This window comes from Micromonospora sp. NPDC050276, from assembly GCF_044459545.1.
GTDB lineage: Bacteria > Actinomycetota > Actinomycetes > Mycobacteriales > Micromonosporaceae > Micromonospora.
The window spans coordinates 533,797-557,058 of sequence record NZ_JBITJA010000003.1 but is presented as its reverse complement, the minus strand read 5'-3'; the positions used below and the strand labels follow the sequence as shown (position 1 = coordinate 557,058).

The following is a 23,262-nucleotide window of genomic DNA, read 5'->3' as shown; positions in this document are numbered from 1 at the left end:
CGGGTCAGGGTGTCTTGCCGAGCAGCCGGGTGGCCAGGACGGCGGCCTGCGTGCGGCGTTCCAGGCCCAGCTTCGCCAGCACGCTGGAGACGTAGTTCTTCACCGTCTTCTCCGCCAGGAACATCCGCCCGGCAATCTCCCGGTTGGTCAGCCCCTCGGCCACGTACTCCAGGATCCGCCGCTCCTGCTCGGTGAGCGACTTGAGCTCGCGCGGTTGCTCGACGCCGTTGCGGATGCGCTCCAGCACCCGGGTGGTGATCGCCGGGTCGAGCAGCGACTGCCCGGCCGCGACCCGGCGCACCGCGTCGACCAGGTCGGTGCCACGGATCTGCTTCAGCACGTACCCGGCGGCACCCGCCATGATCGCCGCGAACAGCGCCTCGTCGTCCTCGTACGAGGTGAGGATCAGACCCTTGATGGACGAGTCGACGGCGCGGACGTCCCGGCACACGTCGATGCCGTTGCCGTCGGGCAGCCGTGCGTCGAGGATCGCCACGTCCGGACGCAGCGCCGGGATGCGGCGGGCCGCCTCCTGCGCGGAGCCGGACTCGCCGACCACCTCGATGTCGCCGCTGCTCTGCAACAGGTCGGCCAGGCCACGGCGGACGACCTCATGGTCGTCGAGGAGGAACACACGGATCATCCCTCGTTTCTACCCGCTGCCCATGGCCCGCCGCACGGGCCGAAGGTCCCGACCGGCACGGCGCGGGCGGGCGCTCGGGCCCGACCGGTCGGGACGTCCGGCCCTGCTCGGCAGCCGTCGAACGGTGGACCGTGAAGGTGCGCCGGCCAGCGCGGCACCGCCCACGGCCGGCCCACCGGGAGAGGAGCACCGCCATGGACATCGGCTACACCGCAGCCCAACTGCGGGCCGCCGCCACGGACGCGGTCCGGGCACCGTCGTTGCACAACACCCAACCGTGGCGGCTACGGTTGCGCGACGGCGGCATCGAGGTGCTGGCCGACCCGACCCGCCGGCTGCCGGCGACCGACCCGAGCGGGTGGGGTGTCCGGATCGCCTGCGGCGCGGCGTTGTTCAACCTGCGGCTCGCCCTGGCCGTGGCCGGCACCCCAGCCCGGGTGCGGCTGCGCCCCGACCCGGCCGAGCCGGACCTGCTGGCCCGGCTGGTGCCGGACCTCCCGCGCCGACCCACCCCCGCCGAGCAGAGCCTGTACGCGGCGATCCCCCGCCGGTTCAGCAACCGCCTGCCGTACTGGCCGGACCCGGTGCCGGCCGACTCACGGTGGCGCCTCGGTGAGGCGGCCCGCGCCGAGCAGTGCTGGTTGGAGTTGCTGGTCGGGGTGAGCGCGGTCGCCGCGATCGGGGAGATCGCGCGCAGCGCGCACCGGGTGCTGGAGCGCGACCCGGCGTACCGGGCTGAACGGGAACGGTGGCTGCGTCGGGAGTTCACCCCGGACGGCGTGCCCAGCTCGGCCGGAGGTCCGCAGGGCGAACCGCAGGACGTCCTGCCGACCCGCGGCTACGGTGGGCGCGACCGGGCCCCCGGGCGGGACTTCGAACCGGAACCCCTGGTGGGGGTGCTGGTCTCGGTGGGCAACACCGCCGTGGACCAGGTGATCGCCGGGCAGGCCCTGCAACGGCTGCTGCTCACCGCCACGGACGCCGGGCTCAGCGTGTCGATGCTCTCCCAACCGATCGAGGTGCCCTCGGCGCGGGAGCAACTGCGGTTGTCACTGGGCCGGTTCGGCACCCCGCAGATGGTGCTGCGGGTGGGGTACGGCCAGCCGGGCAGGCCGACCCCCCGCCGCGACGTCGACGAGGTGCTGGAGCTGCCGGTGATGCCGGGCTGACCGGCCCGGGGGGCACGGTCAGGCGGCGAGCACCGCGGCCTCCAGGGTCGGGTCAAGACCGATCGAGCTGCGCGCCGGCCGCCCGGCACGCGGCGGAACCGCACCGACCTCGCGGAGCCACCGCCAGGTGTCGTCGACGGTCTCGGCCACCGGCCGGCAGGTCAACCCGGCCGCGAGGGCGCGGCTCGTGTCCCGCTCCAGCAACCCCCGGTACGGGTGGCCGACCGGCAACCAGATCGGCAGGTCGCTCCACGGCTGCACCCCGGCGGCGAGGATCGCCGCCGGATCGGTCCAGCGCAGCCGGGCGTCGGCGCCGGTGGCGGCCACGCACGCGTCGAGCAGCTCACCCATCGTGGTCTGTCCGGGGCGACCGACCGCGTTGAACGTGCCGCCCAACCGTCGGGTGCCCGCGTCCAGCATCCACCCCGCCAGATCACGGACGTCGACGTACTGCACCGGCAGGTCGGCCGGCCCGGGGGCGAGCACGTCGCCGCCCCGCTCGATCCGCCGTAGCCACCAGGGCAGCCGGCCGATGTCCTCCCCCGGGCCGAGGATCAGCCCGGCCCGGGCGATCAGGGCCCGGTCCGCGAAGACGTCCCGCACGGCACGCTCGGCACCGGACTTGAGCTGCGAATAGTCGCCGTCGACGGAGTCCGGGTCGGCGTCCACCACCGGGGAGTCCTCGTTGAGCCCGAGCGCGGCCGGGTCGGCGTAGACCGACCCGCTGGACACGTACACGTAGTGGCCGACCGTGTCGACCAGGGCGCGGGCCGCGTCGCCGGCCGCGCGCGGCGCGCCGTCCCAGGTGTCCACCACGACGTCCCACTCGCCGCCGGCCAACGCCGCCAGGCCGTCCGGCGCGCTCCGATCACCCCGCAACCGGTGTACGCCGGGCGGCACCCTGCCGTGCAGCCCCCGGTTGAACACCGTCACCGACCAGCCGCGGCGCACGGCCTCGCCGACAGTGGCCCCGCCCACGAAGCCCGTACCGCCCAGCACCAGCAGTCTCATGCGCTCCACCCTGCCGGCCCAGGTCGGCGGAGGACACCCCTGTTCACCGGTAGCGGATCTGCCCGGAGCAGAACGTGGAGGCTGCGGGCGTTCACTCACCCGCCCTCGCCGTCGCGGCCAGCTCGGGGGTTCGGTGGCCCAGCGGGCCGTCGTCCAGAATGCAGGAAAGCCGCCCAGGGCATGGTCAACGGAGCCGCCGATTGCGAAACTGCTTCAACCTGCGTCAGCGGGGGCCGGCCCAACCCGGACGGAGAGGGAATGTCCAGCACACCGCTCTCCCTGCCGCAGCCACCCGCGCGGGCGCCCGAGTTCGGCCGGGACGCCCTCATCGTCTGCGAAAACCTGGTCCGGATCTACCAGACCGGTTCGATCGAGGTGCAGGCACTGCAGGGGCTGGACCTGGCCGTGCAGAGCGGTGAGCTGGTCGCCGTCGTCGGTGCCTCCGGGTCGGGCAAGTCGACGCTGCTCTCCATCCTGGCGGGCATCGACGCCCCCACCGCCGGGCGGGTCCGGGTCGACCGGTGGAATCTGCTGGCGATGTCCCGCGCGGACCGGGTGGACTACCGGCGGCACACCGTCGGGTTCGTACGGCAGCAGACCGCGAGCAACCTGATCCCTTACCTGACCGCACGCGAGATGGTGGACCTGCCGATGAGGGCGGCCCGCACCGCGAAGAAGGAGCGCCGGGAGCGCGCGGCCGAGTTGCTGGACAGCCTCGGTGTCGCCGACTGCGCCGATCGGCGCCCGGGGCAACTCTCCGGAGGGCAGCAGATGCGGGTCGCGATCGCGGTGGCGCTGGCCAACCAGCCGCGGATCCTGCTCGCCGACGAGCCGACCGGCGAGCTGGACGCCGCCACGTCCGCGGAGGTCTTCGGCGTGCTCCGGGACGTCAACCGGCGTTACGGCGTCACCGTTGTCGTGGTGACCCACGACCCGGAGGTCAGCGGCCAGGTCGAACGGACGGTCGCGATCCGGGACGGGCGCACCAGCAGCGAGGTGCTGCGCCGCACCACCACCGACGCGGCGGGCGACACGCACCTGATCGCCGAGGAGTACGCCGTGATGGACCGGGCCGGGCGGGTCCAGGTGCCCCGCGACTTCCGCCAGGCGCTGGCGCTGACCCGACGGGTCCGGCTGGCCTTGGAACCTGACCACATCACGATCCGCCCTGACTCGGGAAGCGGCGAATGAGTAGCGAGCCGCTGCTCAGCGTGCGCGGCGTACACCGGCGTTTCCGCAGCGGGCCGACGGTCGTACACGCCCTGCGCGGCGTGTCGTTCGACGTGTCCGCCGGTGCCATGGTGGCGCTCGTCGGCCGGTCCGGCTCGGGCAAGACCACCCTGCTCAACGTCATCGGCGGCCTGGACCGCCCGGATGCCGGCACGGTGCACGTCAACGGCACCGACGTCACCGCGCTCGACGAGGATGGCCTGTCCCGGCTGCGGCGCGAGACGGTGTCGTACGTCTTCCAGAGCTTCGGGTTGATCCCGGTGCTGTCGGCCGCGGAGAACGTCGCCGCCCCGCTGCGGCTGGCCCGCGCCGCCCCGGCCGAGCGCGAGCGGCGGGTCGAGTTGCTGCTGGAACTGGTCGGCCTGGCCGACCACGCCCGGCAGCGGCCGGCCGAGCTGTCCGGCGGCCAGCAGCAGCGGGTGGCGATCGCCCGCGCGCTGGCCGCCTCGCCGCGGCTCCTGCTCGCCGACGAACCCACCGGGCAACTGGACGCCGAAACCGGCCTGTCGGTGATGGCCCTGCTGCGCGGGATAGTGGAGTCCGAAGGCGTCACCGTACTGGTGTCGACGCACGACGCGGTGATGATGGCCCTGGCCGACCGGGTGATCCGCATCCACGACGGACACCTCGACGAACAGGCCGGGCAGCCGTACGAGTCCGCGCCGGACGCCGGGTGACGCGACGATGTTGAGGCTGGTCAGCCGGCGCGCCCGAGCGCAGTGGCCGTTGCTGGCAGCCCTCCTCGGGGTCGTCACGATCGGCGCGACCCTGCTGGGCACCTGCACCCTGCTGATCACCCGCACCGCCGAGCGGGCGCTGGAGGTCGCCATGGCCCGCGCCGCCCCCGCCGCCGTCGACACGACCGTCTACACCGGCACCGTCGAGGGCCCGGACGTGCCGTCCGTCACCGCCGACACCCGCACCGTGGTGACCTCCGCGCTCGCACCGTTCCCGGTGACGACAACCGCGCGGGCGTCCACGGTGCTGCGGGCGCTGCCGCCCGCGCTCGCCCCGGGCACCACCGTCGGGCCCCAGGCGTACCTGTCGGGGCTGGACGACCTGCCGTCCCGAGCCGAACTGGTCACCGGACGCTGGCCACAGCACCCTGGCGACGCGGTGCTGCTGCAGTCCACCGCCCGACTGCTCGGCCTCACCCCCGGTCACCGGGTGCGCCTCGGCGCCGAGTTGGCCCACGCCCCCGTTCCGGCCATCGACGTGACCGTCGTCGGTGTCGTACGCCCACTCGCGGGGCGTGGCTGGGACCGCGACCCGCTGTCCGCGGAGGGTTCGGCCACCGGCTACCGGGACGGCCGCTTCATGCAGCCGGTCAACGCCTACGGCCCGTTCCTCGTCGACCTCGCCGACCTGGTCACCACCGGTGCCACCGTCGACCGGATGGAGGTCACCGCCCATCCGGACCTGTCCCACCCCAACCGCGACGACCTGGAGACCGTGGCCGAGGCCGTCCGGAGTGCCGACCGACGGCTGGCCGGCACCCTCGGCGACCGCGTCCAGCTCGCACGCGTCTCCTCCGACCTGCCGTTGACCCTGCGGGCCGCCGACGACCAACGGCAGGTCACCGCCGCCGTCGTGCTCGCCATCGCCGTCCTCGGCGGTGTGCTCGCCGCGACGGCACTCGTCCTCGCCGGACGCCTGACCGCAGGCATACGTGCCGACGAGACCGCCCTGCGGTCCGCCCTGGGCACCAGTCGTCGCCAACTCGCCGCCACCGCGACAGTCGAGGCCGGGCTCGTCGCCGCCGTCGCCACCGCGCTCGCGATACCGGCTTCATCGGCCCTGCACGCCGGCCTGACCCACCTGCCGCCGCTGGACGGCGCCGGGCTGACCGCCCGGCCGGCCATCGCCGGTGCCCAGATCCTCGCGGTCGCCGGCGGCGCGCTGCTGCTCGCCGCGGTATTCACCGTCCTGGCGATCCGGCCCGTCCCGAGCGCCGGCGACCAGCGCACCCGCCGCGAACTGCTGGCCCGATCCGGCGCCGACCTGATGCTCGCGGTGTTCGCCGCCGCCGGCTGGTGGCAGCTGTACGCGCAGCCCACCACCGCCAGCCCAGGTGCCGACGCGGTCCGGGTGCTGGCGCCGGCGCTGCTGCTCACCGCGGGTGCCGCCCTGGCATTGCGGGTGGTACTGCCCGCCCTGCGCGGCGCCGACCGGCTGGCGTACCGCGCCCGTGGGCTGGCGCTTCCGCTGGCGGTCTCGGAGGCTGCCCGCCGGCCCCAGGCGGTCGCCGCCGGGCTGCTCGTCGGGCTGGCCTGCGCGACCGCGACCTTCGGCCTCGCCTTCGACAACACGTGGCAGCAGTCGCAGCGTGACCAGGCCGCGCTCTCCGTCGGCACCGACCTGGCACTCACCCTCAGCACCGCGCCGGTGCCCGGAGACGGCGCGGTCATCAGCGCGGCCACCGCGGGCGTGGTGAGTCCGGTCATCAACCGTGGTGTCGCCGTCGGTCAGTGGCTCGGCAGCGCCGGCAGCGCGCCGAGTCTGGTCGCCGTCGACACCACCCGCGCCGACGCGCTGCTGCGCGGGCGGCTGGACAGCGACCGCGAATGGGCGGACGTGGGCGCCACGCTGGCACCACGCACCCGGGTCGCCGGCCTCCCCGTCCCGTCTGGCGCCCCGCTCGTCCTGAGCGGGACCGCCGCCGGCGACACCCCGCTCGCCGTGACGCCCCGGCTGCTCCTGCAGGACGCCACCGGCCTCCGCACGTCCTGCAGCGGTCCCGCCGTACCGCTGGACGGCCGGGAGGTCCGGCTGCCCGGCTGCGCAACCGCCGACGGGCTGCGCGTCGTCGCGGTCGCCCTGCCGGTCACCGCCGAGGCGGCCGGCGGACCCGTCGCCGTAGCCGTCACGCTCACCATCCCGCCCGCTGGATCGGAGGAGAGGCCCACCGACGGATCGGACTGGACCGCCACCTCCGCGCCGCCGGTCCCGACCAAGGTGACCGACCCGACCGTCATGCTGTCCGCCACGCCAGCGGGAACCTCGCTGCGGATGGCCGCGATCGTCGATCTCGGCGGCGCCGAGGACGCCGCCCGGACCCTCGTCGCCAGCGCCTTCCCGGACCCCGGCCCGGTGCCCGTCGCCGTCTCCGCCCGCTTCGCCAGCGAGGTCGGCGCCGAGAGCGGCAGCCAGCTCAGTGTCACGGTCGGCACCACGCCCATCCCGATCGTCGTCGCCGAGATCGTGCCGACCGTACCGTCCGCCCCCGACGCCGTCGCCGTCCTGGCTGACCTGGACGCGCTGTCCCGCGCACGCGCCGTCAAAGGCGACCTGACGTTCCCGGTCGACGCCTGGTGGGTCGGCCACCCGGCCGGTCCCGGTGCCGCCGAGCGGGCCACCGCCCTGCACCTGGGCACCGTCACGACCCGCGAGGCGGAGACCGCCCGCCTCACCAGCGGCCCGCTGCGCGCCGGGCTGCCGGCCGCGCTCCGGCTCACCGTCCCGGCCGCCGCCCTGCTGCTGCTCGCCGGCGTCGTCCTACACGTGACCTGTGATCTACAGGTCCGCGCCCTCGATGTGGCGCGGCTGCGCGGCTTCGGGATGTCCCGGCGTGACATCCGGGCCGTGCTGCTCGGCCAGCACGCCGGCGTTCTGCTGCCCCTGCTCGCGGCGGGTACGGGCGTCGGTGCGCTCGCCACCCGCGTCGTCGCTCCCCTGCTCGTGCGCTCCGACACCGGTGCCGCGCCCGTCCCGGCCGCACAGCCGCACTGGCCGTGGCCGGCCGAGGCCGCACTGCTCGCCGTCCTGCTGGCCGGATGCCTGCTGGCGGTCGCCGTCGTGGTCACCGTCCAGGTCCGCCGGGCCGACGCCGCGCACCTGCGGGTGGCCCCGTGAAGCGGTGGCTGACCCGCCGCTGGCCGGCGCCGCACTGGCCCAGCGTCCGCGGCCGTGGCCGTGCCGACACCGGGCCGCTGCTGCTCACCGCCGCCGTCATCGCGGCCGTCGCGCTGCTCGCCGGGGCCGCGCCGGCGCTGCTCCGCGCCGCCGCCGACAACGCCATCCAGGACACGGTTCGCCGCTCCGGCCAGGACTCGAACGTCCTCGTACATGCCCACTGGGAACGCGACGAGGGGAACGTCGGGCGGGCCCGGATATCCCGCCTCGCCGAGGACGTCGACGGCTTCCGCGTCCGGGCGGTATCCGCGCTCGGCCCCGACCTGGACGCCGCGCTGCTCCCGCCCGTCGTCGTCGTCAACGGCCCGGTCCTCAGCATCACCGACGGCAGCGTGCCGCGTACCTTCCAGTTCACCTACCTGGACGGTGACACGGGCAACCCGGACGTGACCTGGATCGCCGGCAGCGCGCCCGGCCCCGCCGTCCCGGACGAGTACGTCGAGATCCCCTACGACGGACCGCCCTGGCCGGTGCAGGTCGGCCTCTCCGAGGCGGATGCCGCCGCACTCGACCTCGGCCCCGGCGATCGAATCCCGGTCCAGGACGGCCGGGGTCGGGACAGAGACGTCCGGATCAGCGGGATCTACCGACCCGCGGACAGCGCCGACCCCGCCTGGCGACTCGCCCCGGCGCTGCTGCGCCCCGTGCCCGGCGCCGACGGCGTGGGGACCACCCGGTTTGGCGGCCTGCTGTCGCGTGAGTCGTTACCCGACGCCCGGCTCGCCGTCGACGAGGACCAACTGCGGCGTACCGTCCACTTCGTCCCCGAACCCGGCGCGCTCAGCTGGGACACCACCGCGGCGCTCGCCAGCCAGGTGGTCAAGCTCAAGGCGATCTCGGGCTCATCGAACGACCGCGACAGGTCCTTGAAGTGGGAATCGCAGCTCGACACCACCCTGCGCGACGCCAGTGCCCGCAACAGCGTCGCCGCCGCACAGGCCGCCGTCCTGCTCACCGGGGTGCTGACCGCCACGGTCCTGGTCCTGCTGCTCGCCGCCGACCTGCTGGTCCGCCGCCGCACCCCGGCACTGAGCGCCGCCCGGCGGCGTGGGGCGGCACTACCCGACCTCGGTGCGGAACTGGTCCTGGAGTCCACAGTGGTATCCCTGTCGGCCGCCGCCGTCGGGCTCGCGCTCGCCCGCGCGGCCGCTCCGGGCGTCTCCTGGATCTGGGGCGTTCCCGTGGTCCTGGCCGGCGCCGTCGCCGGGCCGGCGTTCGGCACCCTCGCCGCCGCCCGCGCCAGCCGCGACCGGCGCCAACCCGCCAACGCAGCCGCCCGGCGCTGGAACCGGGCCACCGGCCAGCTACGCCGCGCCGCCCTGGAGGCCGCCGTCCTGATCGCCGCAGTCGCCGCCTTCGTCACACTGCACCAGCGCGGGCTCCTGCCCGTCAACTCCGACGGCGACACCGGTGAGCTGACCGGAGACCTGGTCCTGCCGATCAGCGCCCTCACTCTGGGCACGCTCGTCGGCGCGCTCGTCCTGCTCCGGCTGCTGCCCCTCGGGGCGCGGTTCGCGCTCCGACAGGCCCTGCGCTCGCGCCGCCCGCTGGCCGTTTTCGGTGCCGCCCAGGCAGCCACGACGGCCGGGCGCGCACTGCCGCTGCTGGTGCTGGTGAGCACCACGGCGCTCGCGTCGTTCGCGCTCATCCTCGGCCCCACCGTCACCCGGGGTCTGACCGACGGCGCGTGGAGCACCGTCGGCGCGGACGCCCGACTCGACGTCGGCACCGAGGCCGCAGCCGCCACGCCCGCGCTCGCCGAGCGCATCGCCGCCGCACCCGGGGTAGAGCAGGTCGTCGTCGCGCAGGTGACCGCCTCGGCACCCGTCTTCACCGAATCGACACTGCTCACCCCACGCTTGGTCATCGTGGACACCGACGCGTTCCAGCGCCTGCTGGCCACCACCCCGCTGCCCGACGCGCCGGCGCTGTCCCGCCTCACGGCACCCGGTCCTGGCCCCGGGGACGTTCCCGCGCTGGTCCGATCGAGCGACGGCGGGCTGCGGACCGGCATGCGGCTGAAGCTTCCCCGGGACGACGCCCCGGCGATCCGTCTCGCCGCGGTCGGTACCGCTCCCTCCGTCGGCGGCACCAACGACGTCGTCATCGTGGACGCCACGGCCCTCGCCGACGCCGGGCCGCCAACCGCTCCGAACACCGTCTGGGTGACCGGTCCCGGCGCGGCGCGGGCCGTGTCGAACAGCGGCGTCCCCGCCGACGTCGTGCTGCGCGCGGACGTCCTGCGGGCGCAGCGAGTGGCGCCGCTGACCGCCGGGCTACTACGGCTGGCGTGGGCGGCCGCCGCGGTGCTGCTGGCGCTGGGCCTGCTCGGTCTCACACTCGCCGCCGCCGCGGGTGCGTCGGAGCGGTGGCAGACCCTGACCCGACTGCGGACCCTCGGCCTGCGGCCCCGCGACGCCCGCTGGGTCGCCGCCGGAGAGGTCCTGCCGCCGGTCGTGGTCGCCGCGGTGTGCGGCCCGCTACTCGGGGCCCTGCTCGCACGCCTGACGCTCGGCCCGCTCGACCTGCGGCTGCTCACCGGCCAAGCCGCCGACCCGGCGGCGGTCCTGCCGTGGTGGCTGCTCGGCCTGGTGAGTGTGGCGCTGCTGGTGGCGGCCGCCACGGTCGTACCCGTCGAGTCGGCGCTGCGGCGACGCGACCGGCTGAGCGAGGTGCTCCGTGCCGGCGAGTGACTGGCTGCTGCCAATGGAGCAGGCAGAAACACCGAGGCCCGTTACCGGGTATCCGGTAACGGGCCAGCCGATCTGCTTGTAGAGATGGTGGGCGATACTGGGTTTGAACCAGTGACCTCTTCCGTGTCAAGGAAGCGCGCTCCCACTGCGCCAATCGCCCGTGGTGGCCGCCGAACCCGGCAACCAAGCCCCGATGGGGCGGATCGCGAGCGGACGACGGGATTCGAACCCGCGACCCTCACCTTGGCAAGGTGATGCGCTACCAGCTGCGCTACGTCCGCACGTCCCCGACTAGCGCCAGCGACAGGTGAACTCTACCCGATGCCAAGATCGGTTGGCACGGCACCCTGGCCGGTGGTGGTTGCGCCGGTTCCCACCGGGGTACTGAAGGGCTCGACAGCGCACCACGTCCCCCTTAAGGAGGCTGTCGTGGGTATCGGCACCAGCATCTTCCTGATCGCGCTCGGCGCGATCCTCACCTTCGCACTGGACGCCAGCGTCGGCGGCATCAACCTCGACGTGGTCGGCTGGATCCTGATGGGAGCCGGCGTGCTCGGCCTGATCATGACCACGCTGATCTGGGGTCGGCGCCGCCAGGTCGTCACCACCACCGAGCAGCCGGTGGAGTACCGCCAGGTCGAGGAGCGGCGGGACATCGCGCCCCCGCTGTGACACGAGCACCCTCCGACGCTGGCGGAATCGGCGGACCGGGCCGGCCGCCTCGCTGAAGGCGGCCGGCCCGTCGCACCCGTGACGCCGCGCGCCGCAGGACGCGCCGCCGCCGAGCGTCGGCGCAGCCCGGCACAGCGCGCGAGTGCCGGCGCGGTCCGCACCGGTCAGCGCATCAGCGCGTTGAGCGTGCCGTAGTCGAGGGCGTCCGCCAGCGCGCCGTACGTGCCCGCGCCGAGGGCCTCATCCGCCGCGCGGCGGGCAACGGTGTAGGCGGCCTCGGCGACCGAGGAGCCGAGGCTCACCCGGGCCACCCCCAGCCGGGCCAACTCCTGCACCGCCGGCGCGCCCGGCCCAGCCAGCACGTTCAGCGGCGCCGGCACCGCCTGCACCAGCGCTCGGATGGTCTCCGGGTCGACCACCCCGGGCACGAAGATGCCGTCCGCGCCGGCGGCGAGATAGGCAGCGGCCCGCGTCACCGTCTCGTCGACGTCCCCGGCGCCGGTGAGGAACGTGTCGATCCGGGCGTTGACGAAGAGCGGCAGGCCCGCCGCGTCGGCCGCGCCCCGGACCGCGCCGATGCGGTCGCATTGGTCGGACACGTCCCGCAACGGCGAGCCGCCCTCCCGTCGGGCGTCTTCGATGTTCACACCGACGACCCCGGCGTCGAGCACCGCTCGGATGGTCACGCCGACCTCCGCCGGGGTCGCCCCGTACCCGGACTCGATGTCCGCGGTGACCGGCAGTGACACGGCGGCGGTGATCCGGCCGACCAGGTCGACGGCCGCGTCCCGGCCGAGGACGTCGCCGTCGGATGCGCCCAGGCTCCACGCGACGCCGGCGCTGGTGGTGGCCACCGCACGGACGCCGGCCGCCGCCACGATCCGGGCGCTCGCGGCGTCCCAGGCGTTGACCAGGATCAGCGGCGACCCGGGGGTGTGCAGGGATCGGAACAGTTCAGCTCGGGTGTGGTGTTCGCTCACTCGGCAAGTCTCCGGCGGCCCCGAGCCCAGCGGTAATGTTTCAGTCCCAGCTGAATCCACCGGGGGTGTCGTGGTCGCCATCAGCCTGTCGGCGGGGGCCGTCGCCCGCATCCGGTTCGCCGTCTCCTGCCTGTGGGAGGTCGTCGCGAGCGTCCGGGTGCTGCGCGACCCGGGGGATCACGCCGTGCACCTGCCCTGGGTGCGCCGGGCCCGTCCACCACTGGTCGACGCCGGGTTGGTCGGCCCGGACGGCGGGCTGCTCTGGCAGCTCGTGCCGGCCTCGCACGGCTATCTGGTCGATTTCCTCACCCCGCCACCCACCGGTCTCACCCCGGACCTGGCCGCCGAACTGGCCGCACTGCGCGCCACCCCCGCCAGCACCGTCCGCGCGCACCTGGACCTGTACCCGGGCGAGCGCACGCCAGCGCTCGCCGCCCTGTACGCCGACCCGCCGAGCGGGCTACGCCGGCTGACCGGGGAGATCGAGGCGTACTGGCAGATCGCCCTGGCCCCGCACTGGCCCCGGCTGCGGCTGCTGCTCGACGCGGATGTCGGCGCCCGCGCCCGCATCCTCGCCGAGGACGGCGCGGCGGTGCTCCTCAACGACCTGCACCGGCAGGTCCGGTGGGAGGACGACACCCTGCTCGTGGCCCAACGGCACTGCCTCGCTCCGGATGTCACGGATGGGCCGGGGCTCGTGTTGGTCCCGTCGGTCTTCGTCTGGCCGTCGGTGCTGAGCGTGTCCGCCGGGGACGCGCCACAACTCGCCTATCCGGCCCGTGGGCTCGGCACCGTCTGGGAGCGTCCGAACGGCGTCCCGGAGGCGCTGGCCGCCGTGCTCGGTCGCGGGCGGGCCCGGCTGCTCAGCGAGCTGAGCTCGCCGATCAGCACCACCGAGCTGGCCCGGCGCAGCGAGATGTCCCCCGCCGGGGTCTCCCAACACCTCACCGCGCTACGCGCAGCCGGTCTGGTGGTGACCCATCGGCGGGGCCGGACGCTGCTCAGCGCCCGCACCGACCTCGCCGAGGCGCTGCTCTCCGCTACCGCGTAGCCGTCGCCGCAGGCGAGCGGTTGAGCATGCACCGGTGGTGCAGCCGACGGAATCAGAACTCGATGACCAGCCGTCCGCGTACCCCTCCGGCTTCCAGGAGCTGGTGCGCGCGGGCCGCCTCCTCCGGTGGGAACCGGCCGGCGACACGGAGGTTCAACGCACCCTCCTCGGCAAGCTGCCGAAGAAGATCGAGCTTGTCGCGGCGCCCGTCGTACTCGTGCACGTACGCGGACACCATGTCGATCCTCCGCTGGTCGGCCTGCGCCCGAAGCACCGGATCGGGCCCACCGCGCAACAGCGCCACGGCGCCACCGTCGCGGACCGCCGGCAGCAGCGCGCCGCCGATCACCGCGGCGTCGACAGCGGCGTCCACCCCGTCCGGGGCCTGCTCCCGGAAACGGTCGGCGACACCCGGGCCTCGGGTCACCGTCACGTCGGCACCGAGCGCGGCGACCAGGTCGACGTCACCGGGCGCCGCGTCGGCCAGCACCCGGTGACCGGCGGCCTTGGCGAGCTGGACCGCGTACCCGCCGACGGCGCCGGCCGCGCCGGTCACCGCAAGAGTGCTGCAGGGCGACAGCCGCAACTGGTCCAGGGCATGCAGGGCGGTCAACCCGTTCATCGGCAGCGTGGCCGCCTCGGCGGGTGACACGCCCGCCGGCGCGGGCACCACCCAGGTCTCCGGAAGCACGACCCACTCGGCGTACCCACCTCCGGCCGCCCGGGTCGGATTGACCATGGCCATCACCGGGTCACCCGGGGTGAGCGCACCACTGCCCCCGGAGCCCACCTCGTCGATCGTGCCGGCGATGTCCAGGCCGGGCAGCAGCGGGTCGGTGCCGCGGATTCGCACCGGCGTCATACCGGCTCGGATCAGGGTGTCCGCAGGGTTGACCACCGCCGCGCGTACCCGGATGCGGACCTCACCAGGGCCGGCGTGCGGGGTCGGGAGCTCGACCACACGCAGCACCTCCGGCCCGCCGTAGCGCAGTAGTCCGACCGCTCTCATTCTCGGCTCCTCGTCATTCGGGTCGGGCCAGGGGCTGGGTCATGCCGGTGGCGGAGGCCCGCTCGATGGCGTCGATAAGCCGGTGCCGACCGAGGGCGTGCGCGAAGTCGGGGACGGTCCGGCTGCCGTCGGCCAATTCCCGGGCGAGCTGCCGGTAGAGCCGCGCCACACCCCCGGCCGCGGAACGACTCAGCTCGGCAGGCACACCGTCCAGGTAGGACGCCGGCACCTCCAGTGGCTGGACGGCGTTGTCCGTGCCCCTGCCTCCGGCCAACGTGAGTCCGGCGACCTGCATGTTGCCCCAGTCGGCGGTCAGCACCAGATCGCCCTCGCTGCCGTTGATCTCCCACCGGAAGTTGTCCCCACGGGACACCCCGCCCCGGTAGAAGATGGACGCCGCCGCGCCGCCGTCGAGGGTGCCGATCACCGCGACCTGGTCCGGCACGGTGACCGGGATGGTGCTGCCGTCCGCCGCGACCATCGCCTGCTTGCGGCCGACGACGAGGTTCGCGGCCACCGAGTCGAACTCACCGAGGACGAAGTGCAACGGGTCGAGGGCGTGCAGGGCGGCCGAGGTGAGCGGAGAGGCGCCGTTGGCGTTGTCGAACCAGTACGCCTGGCTGGGCTCGGCGACCTCACCACCCCAGACCATCCCCGAACCGACCATCGTGGTGCCGAGCACCTTGCCGACGTACCCGTCGCGGATCAGCTCCCGGGCATACCGGACCTCGGGGGCGTACCGTCCCTGGAGCCCGACCACGGTGCGGACGCCCGCCTTCGCCGCCCGGTCTGCCAGCTGTTGTGCCTCGGTCAGGCCATTGCCGAGCGGCCACTCGCTGTAGACCATCTTGCCCGCGTCCAAGGCCGCGGAGATGAGCTTGAAGTGCTCGGTCACCTTCACCGCCACGACGACGAGGTCGACGCCGGGATGGCGGATCAGGTCGCGGTGGTCGTGGTAGGCGGGCACGCCGTACCTGGCCGCTGCGGCCTCGGCGCTGCTCGGCCGGGAGGTGCTCACCGCGCGCAGGACGAACTCGGGTGTCGCGGCGATGGCGGGCACGTGTGCGATGGAAGCCCATCCGCTGGTGCTCGCGCCAATGATGCCGACGCCGATTTTGGGCATGGCCCTATCTCCTCAAAACAGAATAAATCGGAACAGTGCACGGCCGTTGGACGACGGACCGACCAGTCGTCCGGCGGTCAGTCCAGGCAGGTGAGTGCGACCTCGGCGTACCGCGTCAGCGCCGCCCGGTCCGGGTTGATGGCGCCCATCACCCGCAGACCCTGGAGGCTGGTCACCAGGAAGCCGGCCAGGTCGGCGGCGCTGCGGTCGGTGCTGATCTGGCCCCGCAACTGCGCCTCGGCGAGCAGGTCGTAGAGCGCCAACTCCAGGGACTGGGTGGTCGAGCGGAGCCGTTCGGCGACCCGCACATCCTGGTGAGCCCGTTCCATGGAGGCCCCGACGATGAGGCAGGCGAGGTGCCGGCCGTCGCCGGTGATGTCGTCCACCGCGCTGATGAACACCTCGCGGATGACCGCTCGCGCCTCGTTGCCCGACCGCAGCAGATCAACCATGGGTGCGGCGTAGCGCTGCCGGTACAGGTCGAGCACCGCCAGGTAGAGCCCGTCCTTGCTGCCGAACGCGGCGTAGATCGAGCCGCTGCCCAAACCGGTCGCTTCGGAGAGGTCACGCATGGAGGTGCCCTCGTAGCCCTTGCTGCGGAAAACGTTCATGGCAGCGAGGACCGCGGCGTCGAGATCGAACTCACGGGTGCGGGCCATGCCGGAGACGCTACCCGATTTCTGGAACGATCGACAAAGTATGGCCGATCACAGCCGACGCATCGAGCCGTTTCCGCTGCCCGACAAGGGTGCCGAGGCCCGCGTTACGCTCCAGATCATGGAATCACTGGACACGGTGCTGGCCGCGCACCGGGCGTACCTGCTCGGATGGAACATCGGGGCCGCCGGCGGTCCGGACCTCCCGACCTACCGCAGCGACGTGCCGCACGCGCCCCTCAACGGCGTGCTGCGCGTGGCCGGGCGCACACCGCAGGATGCGCTCGCCGAGGCTCGGCAGCGCCTGCACGGCGTACCGCGCATCTGGTGGGTCGGCCCGGACAGCGACGCCGGCACCGCGGACGGCCTGGTCGCCCTCGGCGCGGTGCAGGTCGCCCGCATGCCGATCATGACGGTGGGGATCGGGGCGACGGCCGACGTGCCGACCCCCGCCGGTGTGCACATCGCCGAGACCACCGACCTCGACACGTTCGTCCCGGCCTACGCCCGGGTGTCCGGAATCCCGGCGGAGGGGGTGGCGGCGACGATCGAACGGGAGAAGGCGTTCAGCGGCGACGGCACGGTGATCCGGCTGGCCGGCCGCCTCGACGACGGCCAGGTCGTCGCAACGGCCGTGGCGTGGATCAGCCACGGCCTGGTCACGCTCTATTTCGTCGGTACGCAGCCCGAGCAGCGTCAACGGGGCATCGGCGCGGCCATGACCAGGGCCGCTCTCGATCTGGCCGGCCAGTGGGGCGCCCGTAGCGCCGCTCTCACCTCGTCGGCCATCGGCGAGTCGGTCTACCGCCGCCTCGGCTTCCGACCGGTGGGCGAGTTCCACATCCTGACGTTCTGACCCAGCGGCGCCGCCGGCCGATTGATCGACGCGGCTTCGGTGAAAACGCGGTATTCGCGCGAGGCAAAAACCCGGCTTCAGCAAAACCGCGCGCTTCACGGCGTGACCGACCGACGGAAACCATTGACTACGGCCGCCAGACAGCGTTGTCTTTCCTGTGGCACCTGGGGAAGGAGAACGGTGGTCGACGATGTGTCCCTCGTGTTCTGCGTGAGCGCTGACGTGTCGGTGCGCGAGCGGATGGTCCGGCGCCTGGACGGCCTCGGCACCCTGGTGATCTGCACCGACCTCGCCGAGTTGCAGGCGATGATCGGCCGACCGGTCACCAGCGAGCCGGCGCGGCTCACCACCGCCACGACCACCACCGCCACAACCACAACCACTTCGGCCGCTGGCGTGGCCGCTCCGGCAGCTGGCATGGCCGGCCGGATCAGCCTCGGCGACCTCACGATCGACCCGCTCGACCATCTGGTGACGTGGCGCGGCCAACCGCTGGCCCTCACCCGCCTCGAACGCAACCTGCTCACCCACCTCGCCACCGCACCGGTCGGCGTCTGGACGTACGAGCGGCTCTTCGAGTCGGTCTGGGGCTGCGCGTACCTCGGCGACACGTCGATCCTGCACTCGGCGGTGAAGCGGTTACGTCGCAAACTGCGCGCCGCCGACGACACCCTGCGCGTGCACACCGTGCGCGGGATCGGCTACCGGCTCAGCGTCGACTGACCGCCCCCGGGCGTGGCCTCCACGACACAGCGAAACGGCTCGTCACCGGGTGATCCGGTAACGAGCCGTTGTCCTCTGGTGGGCGATACTGGGTTTGAACCAGTGACCTCTTCCGTGTCAAGGAAGCGCGCTCCCACTGCGCCAATCGCCCGTGCTTGTTGCCGAGGTGGGGACGGGATTTGAACCCGCGTACACGGCTTTGCAGGCCGTTGCCTCGCCTCTCGGCCACCCCACCGAGGTTGCCCCCGTCATGCGTGGCGGCAGCTCCGAGCGGACGACGGGATTCGAACCCGCGACCCTCACCTTGGCAAGGTGATGCGCTACCAGCTGCGCTACGTCCGCACGCCCCCGGACGTTCCCGGGTGACGGATGAGAACTTTAGCCGAGTGGGTGTTTGACTGCCAACTCGGGGTCGTCTCGGCGCGTCCCGCCCCACCACGGGTCGGACCATGGCCACGACCGACAGGCTTCCTAGGGGGATGGCCTGGTGTCCCGGCCGCCACCGACGGTCACACTCCGACATCACCAGGCAATGATCGTCATCATCGCGTCGCATGCTCACCGGCCCACCCCTGCGCGCCGGCACAGGTGGCGGCGGACCTCGACGAACGCTCCCTGTGGAACGACCGACGACACCCGGAGGAAGTGTCCGGCTTCCGACTGTCACAGCCGGGATCGGCGCGTGGTGGTAACTGTTCGTGTTCAGTCGGATGGGCTACGGTAACGGTCGTGACGAGACGTGCGGCCGAGATCCGCCTGGATGCCCTGCTGCGCACCGCCTGCGACGTGATCGTGGAGCGCGGTCTGGCCAACACCCGGACGGCGGACGTGGCGAACGCCGCGGGCGTGAGTCAGGCGTTGGTTTTCTACCACTTCGCCACCAAGGAGCGGTTGCTCGCACAGGCTTTCGCGTACGCGGTCGAGCAGGACCTGGCCCGACTGGACGCGGTCACCCGCTCCTCGGCCCCGCCGCTGACCAAGCTCCGCCGGATCCTCAAGCTCTACACCCCGGCCGGACGGGCGACCTCCTGGTCGATGTGGATCGACGGATGGTCCGAATCGCTGCGTACCCCCGAATTGGAGAAGGTCTCCCGCCGGCTCGACCTGCGCTGGCGGCAGGACCTGGCTGCGGTGATCTCCGCCGGCGTGGCCGACGGCACCTTCCAGTGCGCCGACCCGGACGGGGCCGCCTGGCGGATCAGCGCCGTGATGGACGGCCTCGCCGTCCAACTCGCCGTGCACGACCGGGTGATCTCTCGCCGTCAGTTCGGCGAATGGGTCCGGCTGGTCACCGCCCGAGAGCTCGGTCTGGACCCGGCCGACCTGGACTGAGCCCGGCAAAACGGACTCGTCCCGCCCCACCGACCGCAACAATCGGCAGCATGGATCTCCTGGAGGCGTACCGCCGGAGCCTGGCCGAATTCGTCGACCGGGTGGACCAGATCGAGCCCGGCCAGTGGTCCGACCCGACCCCCTGCTCGGACTGGGACGTCCGCACGCTGGTCAACCACGTGGTGACCGAGGACCGGTGGAGCGTTCCGCTGCTGGCCGGCCGGACCATCGACGAGGTCGGCGACCGGCTCGACGGTGACCAGCTCGGCGCCGACCCGATCGCGACAGCGCGGGAGGCCGCCGCGCAGGCCGAGATCGCCGCCACCCACCCCGGCACGATCGACCGCACCGTGCACCTCTCCAGCGGCGAGATCCCGGCCACCGAATACCTCCGACAACTCCTCGCCGAACACCTCATCCACGGTTGGGACGTGGCGGTGGCGATCGGCGCCCAGCCACGGCTCGACCCGGACGCGGTGCACGCCGCCGCCCAGTGGTTCGCCGACCAGATCGACGACTACCAGCGCAACAACCTGGTTCAGACCCGGGTACGGGTGTCCGACGACGCCGACGAACAGGATCACCTGCTGGCGGCGTTCGGCCGCGACCCCGACTGGGCGCCGAGCGACTGACCACGCGCAGCGTGCCAAGCGACTGACCACGCGCAGCGTGCCAAGCGACTGACCACGCGCAGCGTGCCAAGCGACTGACCACGCGCAGCGTGCCAAGCGACTGACCGCGGCGCGACGGTCAGGCTCGGCGGTGCACGTTGGCCCGCGTCCGGTCGCCGCCGTAGTGGGCGAGCACCCGATGGTCCATCACCCGATGCCACCGGGGCGGCACCAGCGCGACGGCCACCATCGTGGCGTAACCGGCAGGTAGCTGCGGTGCGGTGTCGAAGCTGCGCAGCGTCTGGTAGCGGCGCAACGGGTTGGCGTGATGGTCGCTGTGCCGCTGGAGCTGGAAGAGAAGACGTTGGTGACCGTACGGTCGCTGTTCCAGTGCGCCGGGGTCGACCTTCTTTTACAAGAGTGCTTGTTTTGTAAAGTTGAGCGCCAGCCCGGCCCGGAGCCAGGTCAGGATCGCCGAGTTCCAGGCGTTCTCGGAGTGACACCGTGGGGGCCGGCGGCTCTCCGCCGGCCCCCACGGCAATCGATCAGCGGTGCGCCCGACGCCAGGGGTCGGCGGCGGCCGGACGTTCCCAGCGCCGGTCCACCGCCGGGTCGGCGGCCTCGTCCGCGTCCCCGGCCGCGGCCCGGGTCAGCTGCCGCAACCGCAGCAGCAGCCCCACCCCGAGGAAGAGCAGCAGCCCGCCGAGCAGGAACGCGGCCTGGACGAGGCCGAAGCTGCCGGACTGCGAGACCGGGCGATTGGCCGCCGGGGGCGCGGCATCGGCCGGGGTGTCCACGACCGGCTCCTCCGCGGCCGTGTTCTCGTCCTCGGCCGGCGCACTCGCGGATTCGGTGGGTTTCGGCGGCGTCGCCGTCGGCTCCGGCGTAGCGGTCGGGACGCCGCCCAGCCCCACCACCGAGCGGCTGGCGGTCTGCCGGGCCAGCAGGCGCAGGTTGGCGTCGTACGCCTCGGCGGCGAGCGTGACCCGCCCCCCGGTGACATCCTCGGCGAAGGCCACCCGGTAGCGGGCCGTGACCGTGCGGCCCGGGCAGAGCGTGCCCGGGTCGAGCTGCCGGTCGGTCAACCGGGCCACGTCACCCTCGGTACGGATCTCCAGCGGAAAGTCGCCGTTCTCCTCCACCCGGTCCATCTTCACCTGGTCGAGTCGGATGCCCTGCACGCTGAGCACCATCGACCAACGCACCTTCGCGCAGCCGCCGCGCCGATCCGTCTGGGAGACCACCGCGGAGATGGTCCGCACCTGCTCGCCAGCGGTGAACCGCCCGGGCAGGCCGCTCATCTCGGTGGTGAAGGCCGCCTGTGCCGGGGCGGCCACCGCCAGCTCCACCCCGCTCAGACAGGCCAGCACCACCCCTGCCCTCAGCGCATACCGCCACACCGTCACCACCGCCGCCCTCCGTTCGGTCGCCTCCACCCCGCAACGCTAGAAGCGGGACACCGGGCCGAACAGACGGGTGTGTTCGCACCGGACGGCAAGCACAGGGTGGGTTTTCACCGACCGTGATGAACCGGTCACCACTCCCCCGCGACACGCCGGCAGTCGGGCCGCTGGGAGAATCACGCGGTGTCCGAGCTCTCCAGCACGTTCGTCCGGCTGCACGCCCGGCTGGCCCCGGTCCCCTTCGTTCCCGAGGTGCGGTTGCACCAGGCGGACGAGCCGATCGGGCTGTGGGAGCTGACCGAGGGCGAGTTCTCCAGTGACCGGCCGCCGCCGTTCTGGGCGTTTGCCTGGGCCGGTGGGCAGGCGCTCGCCCGCTACGTGACCGACCACCCGGAGCTGGTCGCCGGCCGCCGGGTGCTCGACCTCGCCTCCGGCTCCGGCCTGGTGGCCATCGCCGCGGCCCGCGCCGGCGCGGCGTCCGTGCGGGCCGTCGAGGTGGACGAGCTGGCGGTAGCGGCGGTCGCCCTCAATGCCGAGGCAAACGGGGTACGCGTCGACGCCGAGTTCGGTGACATCCTCGACGGCGACGCCGGGGACGCCGAGGTGGTACTCGCCGGAGACGTCTTCTACAGCGAGGCGATGGCCCGTCGGGTCCTGCGGTTCCTGTTGCGCGCCACCAGGGCCGGCGCACCGGCGTTCGTCGGTGACCCCGGCCGGGCGTTCCTGCCCCGAGACCGCTTCGACGAGATGGCCGCGTACGACGTGCCGGTGCCGGAGGCACTGGAGAGCGTGCGGGTGAAGCGCACCACCGTCTGGCGACTGCGGGCCGGGCTGCCAGGGGCCGCCGGCTAGCGTGTCCGGGTGCTGTTCCGCAGCTGGGCGCAGGTGGCCGACCCCGCATGGCCGGACGTGGCCCGGGTGCCGGACCACGTCGGCGGCATCCACCTGCTCGTCACCCGGCACGCGCTGGTCCGCCAGGTCCTCGCCGACCCGGTCACCTACCGGCCGGACAACGCGCTGGACGCGGTGACACCGATGCCGGTGACCGCGCTGCGGGTGCTCGCCGAGCACCGGTTCCGGCTGCCGCCGACCCTGGCGAACAACTCGAACGCCAGCCACCCGCAGATCCGGGCGATCGTCGCGGACGCATTGCACCCCGCCCGGGTCGCCGCGCAGCGGCCCTGGCTCACCGCGCTGGTCCGGGAGCGGGTCGCCCGGATCGGTGCCGCGCTCGACGCCGGCGAGCCGGTCGACCTGTACGCCGAGCTCGCCGCCGACCTGCCGCTGCTGGTGCTGGCCCGGCTGGTCGAGTTGCCGGACGCCCCGGTCGGCGCGGTCAAGGAGTTCGCCCGCGCCGCGTTGGAGCTGTTCTGGGCACCGCTGGACGCCGACCGGCAGCTGGCGCTCGCCGCCGAGGTGGGCCGGTTCCACCGCGTCCTGCGCGACTTCGCGGCCACCGGTGGCGGGCTGGCCGCCGAGTTGCGGGCGGCCGGGCATTCGCCGGACGTGGTGGTCGGCGCGCTCTTCTTCCTGCTGGTCGCCGGGCAGGAGACCACCTCGCAGTTCCTCACCCTGCTGCTGCACCGCCTGGCCGGTGAGCCGGCGGTACGGGCCGGCCTGCGCACCGGCGAGACCGCGGTGGCCGACGTGGTGGAGGAGGGACTGCGACTGGAACCACCGATCGTCACCTGGCGGCGGGTGGCGGCGAGGGACAGCACGCTGGGCGAGACGGAGGTGCCGGCGGGCAGCAGCCTCGTGCTGTGGCTGGGTCGCGCCGGCCGGGACCCCGAGGTCGTGGAGTCGCCCGACGAGTTCCGTCCAGGCCAGCGTGGATCGCGCCGGCACCTGGCATTCGGAGCGGGCGCGCACCGCTGCGTCGGCGACGTACTGGCCCGGATGGAGGCGGCCGTGGTGGTGGCCGAAACCGCACCGCTGCTGGACGCGGTGACCGTGGTCCGCCCGCCCTGGTGCCCGGACAATCTCACCTTCCGGATGCCGGACGCGTTCGTGGTCCGCCGCTGCGCGTAGGGCACCGGGCTGACCGGATCCAGACAGCCGCTCGGTATGTTGCCGGGCGTGTCAGCCACCCCCGCCCGTCGGATCCCTGCCGTCGTAACGCTTCTGGCCCTGCTGGTGTTGACTGGCTGCGCAGTCGGTCCGGCCCACCCGGCCCACGCGCGACGGATCA

At 73.4% G+C, this 23,262-nt stretch carries 20 protein-coding genes, 5 tRNA genes and 1 pseudogene; 13 read left to right on the top strand and 13 right to left on the bottom strand.

Annotation, left to right across the window (positions count from 1 at the left end):
* Positions 1 to 4 precede the first annotated feature (4 nt).
* On the bottom strand, positions 5 to 643 hold the full coding sequence (locus ACIBF8_RS08645; protein WP_030336079.1) for a response regulator transcription factor: 639 nt from the start codon (positions 641 to 643) through the stop codon (positions 5 to 7).
* 194 nt (positions 644 to 837) lie between these two features.
* Here ACIBF8_RS08645 and ACIBF8_RS08640 point away from each other — a divergent pair, with 194 nt between their 5' ends.
* Complete coding sequence (locus tag ACIBF8_RS08640) at positions 838 to 1,812, top strand: Acg family FMN-binding oxidoreductase (protein WP_396781712.1); 975 nt, start codon at positions 838 to 840, stop codon at positions 1,810 to 1,812.
* Between the two features lie 18 nt (positions 1,813 to 1,830).
* Here the strand turns inward: ACIBF8_RS08640 and ACIBF8_RS08635 are convergent, their stop codons facing one another.
* The gene (locus ACIBF8_RS08635; protein ID WP_396781711.1) at positions 1,831 to 2,823 is read right to left on the bottom strand and encodes an NAD-dependent epimerase/dehydratase family protein; all 993 of its coding nucleotides are present in this window, start codon (positions 2,821 to 2,823) and stop codon (positions 1,831 to 1,833) included.
* Between the two features lie 258 nt (positions 2,824 to 3,081).
* Here ACIBF8_RS08635 and ACIBF8_RS08630 point away from each other — a divergent pair, with 258 nt between their 5' ends.
* From ACIBF8_RS08630 to ACIBF8_RS08615, 4 genes are read left to right on the top strand one after another with little or no spacing between them, the layout of a single operon-like run.
* Positions 3,082 to 4,014, top strand: a complete 933-nt coding sequence (locus tag ACIBF8_RS08630) for an ABC transporter ATP-binding protein (RefSeq protein WP_396781710.1) — start codon at positions 3,082 to 3,084, stop codon at positions 4,012 to 4,014.
* The gene (locus tag ACIBF8_RS08625) at positions 4,011 to 4,730 is read left to right on the top strand and encodes an ABC transporter ATP-binding protein (RefSeq protein WP_396781709.1); all 720 of its coding nucleotides are present in this window, start codon (positions 4,011 to 4,013) and stop codon (positions 4,728 to 4,730) included. The genes ACIBF8_RS08630 and ACIBF8_RS08625 overlap by 4 nt, the downstream gene beginning before the upstream one ends.
* Before the next feature lie 7 nt (positions 4,731 to 4,737).
* Positions 4,738 to 7,905 (top strand): FtsX-like permease family protein, encoded by a 3,168-nt coding sequence (locus ACIBF8_RS08620; protein WP_396781708.1) that lies wholly within the window; start codon positions 4,738 to 4,740, stop codon positions 7,903 to 7,905.
* On the top strand, positions 7,902 to 10,658 hold the full coding sequence (locus tag ACIBF8_RS08615) for an FtsX-like permease family protein (protein ID WP_396781707.1): 2,757 nt from the start codon (positions 7,902 to 7,904) through the stop codon (positions 10,656 to 10,658). The genes ACIBF8_RS08620 and ACIBF8_RS08615 overlap by 4 nt, the downstream gene beginning before the upstream one ends.
* Before the next feature lie 85 nt (positions 10,659 to 10,743).
* Here the strand turns inward: ACIBF8_RS08615 and ACIBF8_RS08610 are convergent.
* Both ACIBF8_RS08610 and ACIBF8_RS08605 read right to left on the bottom strand, forming a co-directional pair.
* Positions 10,744 to 10,818 (bottom strand) — tRNA-Val (locus ACIBF8_RS08610).
* Between the two features lie 48 nt (positions 10,819 to 10,866).
* Positions 10,867 to 10,939, bottom strand: a tRNA-Gly gene (locus tag ACIBF8_RS08605).
* A 148-nt stretch (positions 10,940 to 11,087) separates the two neighbouring features.
* Here ACIBF8_RS08605 and ACIBF8_RS08600 point away from each other — a divergent pair.
* Positions 11,088 to 11,330, top strand: a complete 243-nt coding sequence (locus ACIBF8_RS08600) for a DUF6458 family protein (protein WP_091400768.1) — start codon at positions 11,088 to 11,090, stop codon at positions 11,328 to 11,330.
* A gap of 164 nt (positions 11,331 to 11,494) precedes the next feature.
* On the opposite strand, the gene ACIBF8_RS08595 is transcribed toward ACIBF8_RS08600, so the two are convergent.
* Positions 11,495 to 12,310 carry an isocitrate lyase/phosphoenolpyruvate mutase family protein gene (locus tag ACIBF8_RS08595; RefSeq protein ID WP_396781706.1) on the bottom strand — a complete coding sequence of 272 codons (816 nt, stop codon included), beginning with the start codon at positions 12,308 to 12,310 and terminating at the stop codon, positions 11,495 to 11,497.
* 70 nt (positions 12,311 to 12,380) lie between these two features.
* Here ACIBF8_RS08595 and ACIBF8_RS08590 point away from each other — a divergent pair, with 70 nt between their 5' ends.
* On the top strand, positions 12,381 to 13,361 hold the full coding sequence (locus ACIBF8_RS08590) for a helix-turn-helix domain-containing protein (protein WP_396781705.1): 981 nt from the start codon (positions 12,381 to 12,383) through the stop codon (positions 13,359 to 13,361).
* Positions 13,362 to 13,413: 52 nt separating this feature from the next.
* Here the strand turns inward: ACIBF8_RS08590 and ACIBF8_RS08585 are convergent, their stop codons facing one another.
* The 3 genes from ACIBF8_RS08585 to ACIBF8_RS08575 form a co-directional block, all read right to left on the bottom strand.
* Positions 13,414 to 14,370, bottom strand: coding sequence for an NADP-dependent oxidoreductase (locus ACIBF8_RS08585; RefSeq protein ID WP_396781704.1), 957 nt, complete (start codon positions 14,368 to 14,370; stop codon positions 13,414 to 13,416).
* 13 nt (positions 14,371 to 14,383) lie between these two features.
* Positions 14,384 to 15,493 carry a Gfo/Idh/MocA family protein gene (locus tag ACIBF8_RS08580; RefSeq protein ID WP_396781703.1) on the bottom strand — a complete coding sequence of 370 codons (1,110 nt, stop codon included), beginning with the start codon at positions 15,491 to 15,493 and terminating at the stop codon, positions 14,384 to 14,386.
* Between the two features lie 77 nt (positions 15,494 to 15,570).
* Positions 15,571 to 16,152 (bottom strand): TetR/AcrR family transcriptional regulator, encoded by a 582-nt coding sequence (locus ACIBF8_RS08575; RefSeq protein WP_396781702.1) that lies wholly within the window; start codon positions 16,150 to 16,152, stop codon positions 15,571 to 15,573.
* 40 nt (positions 16,153 to 16,192) lie between these two features.
* Here ACIBF8_RS08575 and ACIBF8_RS08570 point away from each other — a divergent pair, with 40 nt between their 5' ends.
* Entirely contained in the window at positions 16,193 to 17,005 is an 813-nt protein-coding gene (locus tag ACIBF8_RS08570) for a GNAT family N-acetyltransferase (protein ID WP_396781701.1), read from the top strand.
* 201 nt (positions 17,006 to 17,206) lie between these two features.
* A complete protein-coding gene (locus ACIBF8_RS08565; RefSeq protein ID WP_396781776.1) occupies positions 17,207 to 17,728 on the top strand; it encodes a winged helix-turn-helix domain-containing protein in 522 nt (173 codons plus the stop codon).
* A gap of 76 nt (positions 17,729 to 17,804) precedes the next feature.
* Here the strand turns inward: ACIBF8_RS08565 and ACIBF8_RS08560 are convergent.
* From ACIBF8_RS08560 to ACIBF8_RS08550, 3 genes are all read right to left on the bottom strand, one after another.
* A tRNA-Val gene (locus tag ACIBF8_RS08560) sits at positions 17,805 to 17,879 on the bottom strand.
* Between the two features lie 13 nt (positions 17,880 to 17,892).
* Positions 17,893 to 17,963 (bottom strand) — tRNA-Cys (locus tag ACIBF8_RS08555).
* A 34-nt stretch (positions 17,964 to 17,997) separates the two neighbouring features.
* Positions 17,998 to 18,070 (bottom strand) — tRNA-Gly (locus tag ACIBF8_RS08550).
* A 387-nt stretch (positions 18,071 to 18,457) separates the two neighbouring features.
* Here ACIBF8_RS08550 and ACIBF8_RS08545 point away from each other — a divergent pair.
* Both ACIBF8_RS08545 and ACIBF8_RS08540 read left to right on the top strand, forming a co-directional pair.
* Complete coding sequence (locus tag ACIBF8_RS08545) at positions 18,458 to 19,060, top strand: TetR/AcrR family transcriptional regulator (protein ID WP_278138192.1); 603 nt, start codon at positions 18,458 to 18,460, stop codon at positions 19,058 to 19,060.
* A gap of 50 nt (positions 19,061 to 19,110) precedes the next feature.
* Positions 19,111 to 19,692, top strand: a complete 582-nt coding sequence (locus ACIBF8_RS08540) for a TIGR03086 family metal-binding protein (RefSeq protein ID WP_396781700.1) — start codon at positions 19,111 to 19,113, stop codon at positions 19,690 to 19,692.
* Between the two features lie 118 nt (positions 19,693 to 19,810).
* Here ACIBF8_RS08540 and ACIBF8_RS08535 read toward each other — a convergent pair.
* Positions 19,811 to 20,070 (bottom strand): annotated as a pseudogene (locus tag ACIBF8_RS08535) (alkane 1-monooxygenase); the annotation flags it as partial.
* Between the two features lie 146 nt (positions 20,071 to 20,216).
* The gene (locus ACIBF8_RS08530; RefSeq protein WP_396781699.1) at positions 20,217 to 21,107 is read right to left on the bottom strand and encodes a hypothetical protein; all 891 of its coding nucleotides are present in this window, start codon (positions 21,105 to 21,107) and stop codon (positions 20,217 to 20,219) included.
* Between the two features lie 150 nt (positions 21,108 to 21,257).
* On the opposite strand from ACIBF8_RS08530, the gene ACIBF8_RS08525 reads away from it, so the two are divergent.
* Complete coding sequence (locus ACIBF8_RS08525) at positions 21,258 to 21,926, top strand: class I SAM-dependent methyltransferase (protein ID WP_396781698.1); 669 nt, start codon at positions 21,258 to 21,260, stop codon at positions 21,924 to 21,926.
* A 9-nt stretch (positions 21,927 to 21,935) separates the two neighbouring features.
* Positions 21,936 to 23,102, top strand: coding sequence for a cytochrome P450 (locus ACIBF8_RS08520; protein ID WP_396781697.1), 1,167 nt, complete (start codon positions 21,936 to 21,938; stop codon positions 23,100 to 23,102).
* The last annotated feature ends 160 nt before the right edge of the window (positions 23,103 to 23,262 follow it).